Source organism: Nocardia sp. NPDC060220, assembly GCF_042727815.1.
Lineage (GTDB): Bacteria > Actinomycetota > Actinomycetes > Mycobacteriales > Mycobacteriaceae > Nocardia.
On record NZ_JBHWZY010000145.1, the window covers coordinates 1 to 10,760 of the forward strand.

The window sequence follows — 10,760 nt, forward strand, 5'->3', positions numbered from 1 at the left end:
GCCCGCTCCCCTCGGGAGCGGTCTTGCCCGGGGCCCAGGAGATCGAGAGGGCCCCGCCGAACATGGCCAGCAGGAAGCCGATCAGCAGCCCGCCGAGGTTGGACACCGGTATGGAGAATCCTTCCCACCCAGATCACTGGGCAAGCCCCCAAACTACCGTGAACGACAATCCCCCGTCCAACCTTCACTTGTGACAAAGAGTAAGAGAAGGCTGGATCAATGATGCTTTCCGACAAAGAAACCCGCGGGCCTGCGGGTCCACAACGGTGCGGCGGTGGCGGATCCGAACCGGAGCCGCGCACATCTTCACTCCGTGAACGGTGTCGCCACCGCCGCATTTAGCCGTGTCAGTCGGTTACAGGCAGAAGCTGACCTCGAGCACCGGGAGCGGAAGGGGGACACACACTTCCACCGAACCCGAGACGGGCGCAGGCGCCGCGGCCGTGGCGGTGCCTGCGCCGATCGCACCGGCGGACAGCGCGATCGCGGCGACGGCGAGCGGACGGGAAATTCTGGAGTTCATACGGTCATCCTTATTTGCACTCTGTGAAGCATCCCAGCTTCGGGACATCTCGATCAGATCACGGCCACCACGCGGACCGCTATCACCGTGCACAGGTTTTGACGTTCCAATTCCCTTTCCGCGGAATTGTCATGGATTTCCACAACAATTTCCATCGCGAACTTCTCGCGTTTCGTAGCGCCTTCAGGTATTGCGCGGCCGCCGGTCCCGAGCGGGATTCGGGATCGGTTGCGGCACTTGACGCATGAGCCATCTGCGCGGGCCACCACCCGGAAGGTCGAGCACCCCGGTCGTCTCGAATCCGAGGCGTTCATAGAAGGACAGGTTGTGGGGATTCGTCGTTTCCAGGTGCACGGGGACGCCGTCCGCGGCAGCTCGGTACATTCCCGCCGCGATCAGATCCCGTCCGTGTCCGTGCCCACGCGCCGCCGCGGAGACGCCCACGGCCAGCAAGTGCCAATGCTGCTCCTGCACACCTGCCGCGTAGGTCGCGCGCGCACCGGCACTGGCACGTCCGGCATGCGAACCGTAGGTGTGGATCGATCTCAGCTGTCGACCCAGCGTCGCTCGCGGCAGGATGTGAAAGGTGGCCAGCCATACCGCGACGCCGACGATCGCGCCGGTGCTGTCGAGCGCGAGGTCGACGCCGTCGCTGCAATCGCGGGCGTCATCGAGCGAGAATCGAAACGAGCGGACGAGCCGGGTTCTGCGGCTGGATTCCTTCGGGTGCAGCCACAGGCTCGCCGGATCATTCGCCAAGGAGGCCGCCAAGAGTTCGGCGGCGACACCGAAGTCCTTCCGGTTGCCGGGGCGAATCCGCCGAGCATCTTCCTGTACCGCATCTCCCACGGGCGGAATGATAATGGCGAGCCGTCCGTCCGGCTGCTCGAGCAGGGCGATCAGACCGGAACGGCTCGGCCGCGCAGGTAGGCGATGACGTCCTCGGCGCCCGACTCGTTCGGGTCGGCGACGGATAATCGGAACTGGGTCACCGCATCGTCGAGTCGCGGTCCCGGCCCGTGTTCGGCGAGCAGAACGATGATCGCCTCCAGCACGGCAGGCCGTGGATTCGGGTCCGCCAGTAGTTCGTCCAGATAGGCGTCCGGTTCGAGCAATCGCAGTGCCCGGCGCGCGTAGGCATGGACGCGCACCGGCAAGTCGGCGCGCACGGCGTCGACGTCGGCCTGGAGTGCGGGGCGCTCCCGGTGGGCCGGATCGACGCGCAGCCACCACAACTCGGTCAGCTCCGCGCTCAGGCCATGGTTGTCGATCACGCCGGGACCGGTGGCTTGCTCGAGCGCCGCCGGCGGGAGGTCGCGCACAGCGTCACGCCACGCGCAGTATTCCCACCAGGCGGTCGGCGTCGCGCTGAGCTCGAGACCGAATCCGAGCGCCTGCTGACCGTCTGTCCAGGTCCGCTGGACGCGGGTGCGGCGGATCGAGGCGACCCCACCCTCGGTGACCTGGGTCCAGGATGCTTCCGTTCCGTGAAAGCCATATGGCCGCAACAGCTTTCCCGCCTCGCGGGTCAAGCGGCGTAGCGCAGAGTCCGGTCCGTCCATGAGAGCAGACTAACTTCGCGCACCGACAAGTTCGGTTCACCGAGCAACAGCGCCCGCTCCGCCGCATGTCGCGGCGGAGCGGGATTCACGCCCGGCGGTGGTTCGTTCGTACTAGGAATCGACGACGCGGGCGCCCGTCGTCGCGGTGCGCACCGCGGCGGTGACCTGATCGGGCGCCTCGACCATCACCAGGTGCCCCGCACCCTCCACGACGATCGCCCGAGACGGCGCCAACGTGCGGTTCAGCGTGGCGCCGGCGCGAGCGCACAGCACTCGATTGCGGCTGCCCCAGACCGTGGTGATGGGCGGAAAGTCGGGGGGCGGCACGAACTCGTCCAGTTCGCCGAGCCGCGGGATCTCCCGGGAGATCGCGGCAGTGACCATCAGCCGGCGGGGTTCGGTCCAGCTCTCGCGTAGGTGCGCGACGATGTCCGCCGCGTGCGGAGCTTTCTCCGAGCCCAGCTGTTCTGCCACGATCAGTCCCGCCAGCGGGCCGGGAATGCGCACACGGGCAAGCAGTGCGTCGATGTGCGCGCGCCGACCCAGTCGCGCCGCCCACGCGGTGCGGGTCGGCCGCAGAGTGGCCGGGGTCAGCGGGCTGCTCAGCACCAGTGACCGCACCCGGTCGGGATTGCGCTGTGTGTAGAGCAGCGACAGCGCACTGCCGAAACAGTGGCCGACCAGCGTCACATCGCGCAGATCCTGCTCCTCGAAGAACGCGGTGACCATGGCCAGATAGTTCTCGACGGTGTATCCGTTGTCGGGAGCGTCGGAATCGCCGTAGCCGATGAGGTCGATCGCGAAGACCCGATGCGTCTGCCGCAGGGCGTCGAATTGCGCACGCCAGATGTGACGATCGCCGCCGAGGTTGTGTAGGAAGACGATCGGGGGCCCCGCACCCGCCTCGTCATAGGCGATCGAAGTTCCGCGAAAGTCGAAATACCGCATCCCCGGGCTTCCTTCCGGTGGCAGCCACGTGACCACGCCGTCGTGGTCAACCCACGGTAGCGCTGACCCCCTCGTCCGCACGGCGAAACTCTCGCTTCTGCTCCTCGGCACGCCACACCACCAGGGTGATGATCAGCGCGAACGCGACCAGTGCTGTCCCGGTCCGCAGGAAGTGGAACAGATCCCACCGCGCGAGGATGTCGGCGTAGTCGGCGGGCGCGCCGTCGACAGCCCAGGCGTTGATCTTGTGGTTGATCGGCACGTTGCCGAGCCGGGTGATGAGGAACGATCCGACAACGAGTAGCGCGGCCGCCGCGGCGAGCGCCCGGTCCCTGCCCGTCTGCACGACGGCCAGGACGAGGCAGCTCAGCGCGGCGGCGGCCATGGTGAGTTGCATGCTGATGCTGTTGTTCTGCATGAGCTCGGTGTGGAATTCCAGGCGCATCTGCAGCGGGACCCGATGAAAAGTCGGGACCAGATTCGCGGCACCGTAGCCGAACGCACCGGCGAGAAGACCGGTGGTGAGCAGGGCCAGTGCGCGTATCGGAGCGTGTTTCATGAGGTCGAAGTTAGCCGCCCACCTCTAATTCTGACAATATTGTCAAATTTAATCGAGGCAGAACTCGTTGCCTTCGGGGTCGGTCATCACGATCCACCCGGCACTCATCGGCGGCTCGGGCTCGAAGCGCTCGACCCGCTTCGCACCCAGTGCGACCAGTCGCGCGCACTCGGTCTCCAACGCCGCCATCCGCTCGTCCCCCTGCAACCCGGGCGCCGCCCGCACATCGAGGTGAACCCGGTTTTTCGCGACCTTGCCCTCGGGTACCCGCTGGAAGAACACCCGCGGACCGTGACCCTCTGGATCCTCGATCGCCGATTTCGAGTTCCGCTCCTGCGCCGGAACCCCGATCCGCGCGAGGAACTGATCCCACACCACGAGCGGGTCCACCCCGGCGGGCACCTCGACGCCCGGCGGCCCCGGATGCACGTATCCCAGCGCATCCCGCCAGAAGGTCGACAGCGCGGCCGGATCGTGCGCGTCGAAGGTGATCTGAATATGGCGGCTCATCAGTACTCCGTTCATGGCAACCGAACACACGGCGTGACAGATCTTCGGTCACCGTATGTCAGAGGTCCGACAATCTGCCGCTGTCGTTGCCGAGGACGGTGATTCGCCCAGTCCGAATCTGGCGTGGACGGCCTTCATCCAGGTGGGAGCCCACCAGCAGTCGTCGCCGAGCAGTTTCATCGTCGCGGGGACCAGGAGCATGCGCAGCACGGTGGCGTCGATGATGAGCGCGGCGATCATGCCGTAAGCGACGTATTGCATGAGGACGAGATCGGAGAAGGCGAAGGCGCCGGTGACGACGAGCAGGATCAGCGCGGCGGCGGTGATGATGCGGCCGGTGTGAGCGGTGCCGATACGAACAGCCTCCGTCGTGGAGGCACCCGCGGCCCGCGCTTCGACCATCCGCGAGAGCAGGAAGACCTCGTAGTCGGTGGACAGGCCGTAGATGATGGCGATGATCATCACCAGCATGTTGGCCTGGATGGGTTGCGGGGTGAAGTTCAGCAGACTCGCGCCGTGACCGTCGATGAAGATCACGGTGAGGATGCCCAGCGTCGAGCCGAGGCCGAGCGCGCTCATGAGAGCGGCCTTGATCGGCAGGATCAGCGAACCGAAGGTCAGGAACATCAGCAAGGTGGTGACGAGCAGGACGAGCGCGATCATCCACGGGATGCGCTCGAGCAGCGCGTCGATGCTGTCCTTCTGGATGGTGGGGACACCGCCGACGAGCATCTGGACCCCGTCGGGAAGTTCGATGCCGCGCAGGTACTCGATGGTGTCACCGGCCGTATCGGAGTCTGTGAGCGTCGTTGTGGTGCGGTAGACATCGGACTGCACCGGCGAGCGCGACGGCAGTTCGAACTTCGCCGCCAGCCCGGGTGCCCGGTTGGCCAGTTTCAGGGCCGCACCGATCGCGACGCTGTCGTCGGAGACGAAGATCAGGTCGATCGGATCCGATCGGCGGCCGGGGAAGGTCGCGTCGATCTGCTCCTGCGCGACGCGAGTGCTGTTGTCCGGCGGTAGATATCGTTCGCTGAAGCCACCGAAGGCGAGGTTGCGGGCGGGCAGAATCAGCAACACCAACACCACGCACAGCACACCCGCGACCTTCACCGGATGCCGCATCACCCACTGGGTGCTCCGACCCCAGAAACCGTTCTCCACCTCGTGCGCGAACTTCGTTCGCCGCAGCCGTCTACTGCCCCACAGATCCACGCGCGCACCGAGAATCGCGAGCATCGCGGGCAGCAAGGTGATCGCGGTGAGCGCCGCCAGCGACACGGTCGCGATGGCGCCGTAGGCGATGGATTTCAGGAACCCCTGCGGGAACAAGAGCATGCCGCCCGCGCTGGCGATGATCATCGTCGCGGAGTACACCACGGTGCGCCCCGCCGTCGTCATCGTGCGCCGCACCGCCGACGCTGTGTCATAGCCTTCGGCGAGTTCCTCACGGAAGCGACTCACGATGAACAGCCCGTAGTCGATGGCCAATCCGGCGCCGATCATCGACACCACCGGCGCGACGAAAGAGTTCACCTCGGTGACGTAGGTGAAGGTGCGCACGATTCCGCTCGCACCCGCCATCGTCAACCCACCCACGATCAACGGCAGCGCGGCCGCGACCACACCGCCGAAGATGAAGAACAGCAGTAGGGCGACCACCGGGAAGGCGAGGACTTCCATCCGCCGAATGTCGTCGGACAGGGTGTCGTTGAGTGTTCCCGCCACCGGCTGCAGACCGCCCACCTGCACGTCGACACCGGGAATCGTGAAGGCGTCCTTCACCTTTCTGGTGTTGCGCAGCATCTCGGTGTCGTTGTCGCCGACGATGGCCACGGCGGCGACCGCACGGGTGCGGTCAGGGGTCGCGAACAGCGAACCACTCGCCCGGCCCGTTTCCGTCGGCCAGTAGGCCCCGTTGACGCCGGAGATCGCGCCGGGATACGCACGAGGCAGGCTGTTGAGGTTGTCGACGATCTTGCGGCTGAACTCGGGATCGTCGACGGTCCGGCCGGGCGGCGCGGTGTAGAGCACCACCACATCGAGGTCGTGGTTGCGACCGAAGGCACTGTCCGCCAAGCGCCCTGCCAGCGCGGATTCCGAGCCGGGATCGTCCATGCCGCCCGAGCTCAGCTCATCGTGCAATCCCAGGCCGTACCCGCCGAGCGCCAGCAATGCGGCCACGACGACGCCGAGTACCGCGAACCGGAATCGATGGACCAGATCGCCCCAGCGCGCGAACACTAGCTCGCCGTCCGTTCATCGGCTCCGAGCGCAATCTCCAAGAGGCCGCGTCCTTTCCCGTGGTTCGCCTGATCTGCCTCCCATCAAAAGTACCGCCACTTCGCGGTTTTCCACCGAACGACTACGCGAGCAGGCTCACCGCGAGATTTCCTGACCTACGACCGCGCGCGCTGATCGACGCCGACCTCCCGTAGCGCGGCGATCAGGAAGTCGTTGACCGCGTCGGTTCGCTCGAGGTGGACGAGGTGGCCCGCCCCCGGAAGTTCCACGACTGTGCGAAGGTCGGTGACATTGGCACGGAGCGTGGCGAGGGGGTCACGACCGCTGAAGCCCTCCATGTCGGGATCGTTCTCGCCGTAGAGGAAGTATGTCGGGACCTCGATCCGGGCGTCGGCGAAAGGCTCGGAGAGCTCCCAGTTGCGATCCAGGTTGCGGTACCAGTTCAAGCCTCCGGTGAAACCGGTCCGTTCGAATTCGATGGCGAGGGTGTCGAATTCGTCCTCGGTGAGCCAGGCCCACGGCAGCGCGGGCGCCTGGGGCAGCACATCCAGGTAACCCAGACCCGGCGGGTTCTTCCAGGTGTCGAGATAGTGGTAGTCGCCGGAGAGGGAGAAGTAGACGCGGGACAGGAATTCCCGCGGCCGTGCGGCGAGTTCGACATCGGCGACGCCGGGTTGCTGGAAATAGGACAGGTGCAGGAAGTGACGCTGGGCAGCCTTGGTCCAGAACGCGGACGGCGGGCGCGGCGGGCGTGGCGAGTACGGATTGTTCAGCACCACAACGGCTTCGACCCGCTCGGGAGCGCGGAGCGACAGTTCCCACACTAGTTGCGCACCGAAATCGAGGCCGACGAACACGGCCTTCTCGGCGCCGATGTCGTCGAGTAGCGCCAGGAGGTCGCCGATCACGGCCGCATTGGTATAGGCGGCGACATCAGCGGGCGCCTCGGTTCGGCCGTACCCGCGCAGGTCGGGCGCGATGGCCCGGTATCCCGCCTCGGCCACGGCTTCGATCTGCCGGTGCCAGATGAACCCGGTGTGCGGAAAGCCGTGACAGAACACGACCGGGTAGCCCTGCCCCTGCTCGGTGACATGCATCCGGATTCCGCCCGTGTCGAGGAATCTCTGCTCCACTACCGCCTCCAATTTCTAGAACGTGTTCTGATTTGACGGTAGTGTCCGGAGGTCATGAGCGGAACACCCAAGATTCTGGCCGGGCGCGTCGCGGTCGTCACCGGGGCAAGTCGTGGCATCGGCAAAGGCATCGCCCTCGAACTGGGCGCGGCCGGCGCGACCGTGTACGTCACCGGGCGCACCACCGAGCCGGGCAGACTGCCCGGCACCGTGCAGGAGACCGCCGCGATGGTCACCGAGTTCGGCGGGCACGGTGTCGCGGCGGTCTGCGATCACCGCGACGACGATGCGGTCGAAAAGCTCTTCGCCCGGGTCCGCGAGGAACAGGGCCGTCTCGACGTGCTGGTCAACAACGTCTACAACTCCCCCGCCGCCGCCCGCTGGCTGGGCCGCAAGTTCTGGGACGTGCCGCCCAAGGCTTGGGACGAGACCTTCGAAATCGGCGTGCGATCGCACTACGTGGCCAGCGTTTTCGCCGCGCCACTGCTGATCGAGTCGGCCGGGCTCATCGTCAATGTCTCCTCCCCCGGCGCGCGGCGGTACATGCACAATGCCGTCTACGGCGTCGGCAAGACCGCGCTGGATCGCCTCACCGCCGACCTCGCCCACGATCTGAACGGCACCGATACGACCGCCGTCTCGATCTGGCCGGGAATCGTGGATACCGAACTGCTGCAACTGGTCCCGGCCGACGAGCACGGTCACCGCCGGGTGACCCTGCCCGGCGAGGGCTCCTTCGATCTCGACGCCGCCGAGACCCCGCGGTTCCCCGGGCGCGCCGTGGTGGCACTGGCCGCCGACCCGGGCCGGTCGACTCGCTCCGGGAAGTCATGGAAAGTCGCCGACCTCGCCGAGGACTACGGATTCACCGACGTCGACGGACGCATCCCGCGCGCCGACTGACTCCCCCTAGAATTACCTGCGACAGTGCGTTACATTTACATTGAGGATCAGCCGCTCGATGGCTGTCCAGGTGACAACGGAGAGAAACAATGACGTTCTCGAAAACCGCGGCTGCCGAGTACGCCGAAACCCTGCACACACTGTCGGAAGGGTCGGTCCATCGCCGGTTCGACCCCTACCTCGACATCGACTGGGACGCACCGGAACTCGCGATCGATCGCGACGATCCTCGCTGGGAGCTCTCCGGCGAGCTCGACCCGCTCGGCGCCACGAGCTGGTATCAGAACCTGCCGATGGAGCGCCGGATCGAGATAGGGCGGTGGCGACAAGCCAACGCGGCCAAGGTCGGGCTGGCATTCGAATCCATCCTGATCCGCGGGATGATGCAGTACGCCATGACCTTGCCCAACGGCTCTCCCGAATTCCGGTACTGCCTCCACGAGATGACCGAGGAGTGCAACCACATCCAGATGTTCCAGGAGCTGGTCAATCGCATCGGCGACGATGTGCCGGGCATGCGGCCGATGTTCCGGGTGATGTCACCGTTCATCGGTGTCGCGGGCGGCTACTTCTGGGCCATTCTGTTCATCGGCATCCTCGGCGGTGAGGAGCCGATCGATCACTATCAGAAGGCGCTGATCCGCTCCGGCAAAGAGACCCAGCCCGCCCTCCTGCGGATCATGCAGATCCATATCGCCGAGGAGGCGCGCCACATCTCGTTCGCCAACGAGTTCCTGCGCACCCACATCGCCCGGATGGGCCCGGTGCGCACCGCGGTCTGCGCGGTGGCGTTCCCGATCGCGATGCGCTGGCTGGCCGACGAACTGGTCAAGCCGTCGAAATCCTTCGCCACCAAGTTCGACATCCCGGACGAGGTATTCGACGACGCGTTCTGGCGCAGCCCCACCTCCCGTCAGATCCTCAGCGGATTCTTCGGCGACATCCGAACGCTGGTCGACGAACTCGGCATGATGAACCCGGTGACCCGACAGCTGTGGAAGCTACTGAAAGTCGACGGCGGCTACACCCGCTACCGCGGTGAGCCGCAACGCCGGGCGAGCTGATCGCCACTGATGCCGAGCGAATAACCCGTGTCGTCGTCAACTAAGATCAACGACGGTAATTCTCGGCACCCGAACGAACAGGACTCCCATGGCGCGCAAAGTCGTTGTCACACTTGTCGATGATTTCGATGGCACGTCCGCTGCCGATGCGACTGTCACATTCGGAATCGATGGGGCGGCCTACGAAATCGACCTGTCGGATGCCAACGCGGCACAGTTGCGTGAGGTGTTCGAACAGTGGGTTCCGTACGCGCGTCGCACCGGCCGCGCAAAGGCAGGCGCCGCACGTCGTCTCGGCGCGGCACCGGCGGCAGAATCCACCCGTCGCAACGATCTCACCGAGATCCGGGCGTGGGCATCGCAGAACGGACACACGGTGTCCAGCCGCGGCAGGATCTCGGCGGACGTCATCTCGGCCTATGAGCAGGCCTCGGCGTAAAGTTTCGGATCGTCGACAGCACGGCGCGCATTCCCTCCGCGCGCCGTGCTGTTTTCGTTTCAGTTGGGCAGCGGGATATCGGCTTTGAATCGCTCGCCCGGCGGGAGACCGCGCAGCACCGCACTGGTCCAGGCGACCGCGGGCGGCCAGCCCGCGACGGCATTGACGATGTGTTCCGGCAGCGGCATCGTGTAGAACCGCAGATCCGCGCCCCGGTTCCAGTAGTCGTGCACCGTCGGTAGTACCGCCGACGTCGGGATCAGTTCGTCCCAGATTCCGTGCCACCAGAAGATCGGGCTGTCCGGAATATGGTGTCCCAGACTCTGGTCCGCGAGAACCTCCATCACCCCCGGTGCCGTTTCGAGTGACTTCCCCGGCTGGAAATAGGCACTGATCGGCCGGTACGCGCCGGCGGCGGCGATCGTGTAAACGCAACGACTGCGCATATCCGCCACGATCGCCTGCCCTTCCGGGGTCAGCAATTCCTTCGCGTCGAACTGATCGGGAAATTCCCGCGACAACGCGGCGAACCCGAGCCACATCGTGAAATTACCGGCGCCGGTAAGGCCCGGCCGCTGGGCGATCGCGTACTGGGCCTGGGCTCGCAGATCGGCGGGGAATCCACCCACCGCGGTGCCGAGCAACCGCACATCGGGGGCGTAGCTCTCGCGGAGTTCAGCCGCCCGGATCGAACCGGAGCCGCCGCCGGAGTACCCGTAGAGCGCGATCCCGGAGTCCGTCAGGCCCAATGCCGAGTTCTTCATGGCGCGCAGGCTGTCGAGCACCATTTTGCCTTCGTCGTAGGTGTTGAAGGTGTTGAACTTGCCGTCGAAGTCGGCGACATTGATCGCGAACCCCTGCGCGAGCCAATACCC

12 protein-coding genes and 1 pseudogene are annotated in these 10,760 nt (G+C 65.8%); 3 read left to right on the forward strand and 10 right to left on the reverse strand.

Going from position 1 to position 10,760, the window contains the following annotated elements; translation table 11 throughout:
• The 9 genes and pseudogenes from ACFWF3_RS10185 to ACFWF3_RS10225 all read right to left on the reverse strand — a co-directional run.
• Nucleotides 1-106: pseudogene (locus ACFWF3_RS10185) on the reverse strand (hypothetical protein); the annotation flags it as partial.
• A 249-nt stretch (nucleotides 107-355) separates the two neighbouring features.
• Nucleotides 356-523 carry a hypothetical protein gene (locus ACFWF3_RS10190; protein WP_378995084.1) on the reverse strand — a complete coding sequence of 56 codons (168 nt, stop codon included), beginning with the start codon at nucleotides 521-523 and terminating at the stop codon, nucleotides 356-358.
• 183 nt (nucleotides 524-706) lie between these two features.
• Entirely contained in the window at nucleotides 707-1,372 is a 666-nt protein-coding gene (locus ACFWF3_RS10195; RefSeq protein WP_379313355.1) for a GNAT family N-acetyltransferase, read from the reverse strand.
• 50 nt (nucleotides 1,373-1,422) lie between these two features.
• Nucleotides 1,423-2,085 carry a hypothetical protein gene (locus ACFWF3_RS10200; RefSeq protein ID WP_378995088.1) on the reverse strand — a complete coding sequence of 221 codons (663 nt, stop codon included), beginning with the start codon at nucleotides 2,083-2,085 and terminating at the stop codon, nucleotides 1,423-1,425.
• Nucleotides 2,086-2,196: 111 nt separating this feature from the next.
• The gene (locus tag ACFWF3_RS10205) at nucleotides 2,197-3,033 is read right to left on the reverse strand and encodes an alpha/beta fold hydrolase (RefSeq protein WP_379313356.1); all 837 of its coding nucleotides are present in this window, start codon (nucleotides 3,031-3,033) and stop codon (nucleotides 2,197-2,199) included.
• A gap of 46 nt (nucleotides 3,034-3,079) precedes the next feature.
• Nucleotides 3,080-3,592, reverse strand: coding sequence for an anthrone oxygenase family protein (locus ACFWF3_RS10210; RefSeq protein ID WP_379313357.1), 513 nt, complete (start codon nucleotides 3,590-3,592; stop codon nucleotides 3,080-3,082).
• A gap of 48 nt (nucleotides 3,593-3,640) precedes the next feature.
• Complete coding sequence (locus tag ACFWF3_RS10215; protein WP_379313359.1) at nucleotides 3,641-4,102, reverse strand: VOC family protein; 462 nt, start codon at nucleotides 4,100-4,102, stop codon at nucleotides 3,641-3,643.
• A 48-nt stretch (nucleotides 4,103-4,150) separates the two neighbouring features.
• Complete coding sequence (locus ACFWF3_RS10220) at nucleotides 4,151-6,346, reverse strand: MMPL family transporter (protein ID WP_379313360.1); 2,196 nt, start codon at nucleotides 6,344-6,346, stop codon at nucleotides 4,151-4,153.
• A 155-nt stretch (nucleotides 6,347-6,501) separates the two neighbouring features.
• Nucleotides 6,502-7,443 (reverse strand): alpha/beta fold hydrolase, encoded by a 942-nt coding sequence (locus ACFWF3_RS10225; RefSeq protein WP_379313365.1) that lies wholly within the window; start codon nucleotides 7,441-7,443, stop codon nucleotides 6,502-6,504.
• 90 nt (nucleotides 7,444-7,533) lie between these two features.
• On the opposite strand from ACFWF3_RS10225, the gene ACFWF3_RS10230 reads away from it, so the two are divergent.
• The 3 genes from ACFWF3_RS10230 (at nucleotide 7,534) to ACFWF3_RS10240 (ending at nucleotide 9,885) form a co-directional block, all read left to right on the forward strand.
• Entirely contained in the window at nucleotides 7,534-8,382 is an 849-nt protein-coding gene (locus tag ACFWF3_RS10230) for an SDR family NAD(P)-dependent oxidoreductase (protein ID WP_379313361.1), read from the forward strand.
• A gap of 89 nt (nucleotides 8,383-8,471) precedes the next feature.
• Nucleotides 8,472-9,446, forward strand: coding sequence for a diiron oxygenase (locus ACFWF3_RS10235; protein ID WP_379313362.1), 975 nt, complete (start codon nucleotides 8,472-8,474; stop codon nucleotides 9,444-9,446).
• Between the two features lie 88 nt (nucleotides 9,447-9,534).
• The gene (locus ACFWF3_RS10240; protein WP_378630144.1) at nucleotides 9,535-9,885 is read left to right on the forward strand and encodes an Lsr2 family protein; all 351 of its coding nucleotides are present in this window, start codon (nucleotides 9,535-9,537) and stop codon (nucleotides 9,883-9,885) included.
• Nucleotides 9,886-9,944: 59 nt separating this feature from the next.
• Here the strand turns inward: ACFWF3_RS10240 and ACFWF3_RS10245 are convergent.
• A partial coding sequence (locus ACFWF3_RS10245) for a lipase family protein (protein ID WP_379313363.1) occupies nucleotides 9,945-10,760 on the reverse strand: 816 nt, incomplete at its 5' end.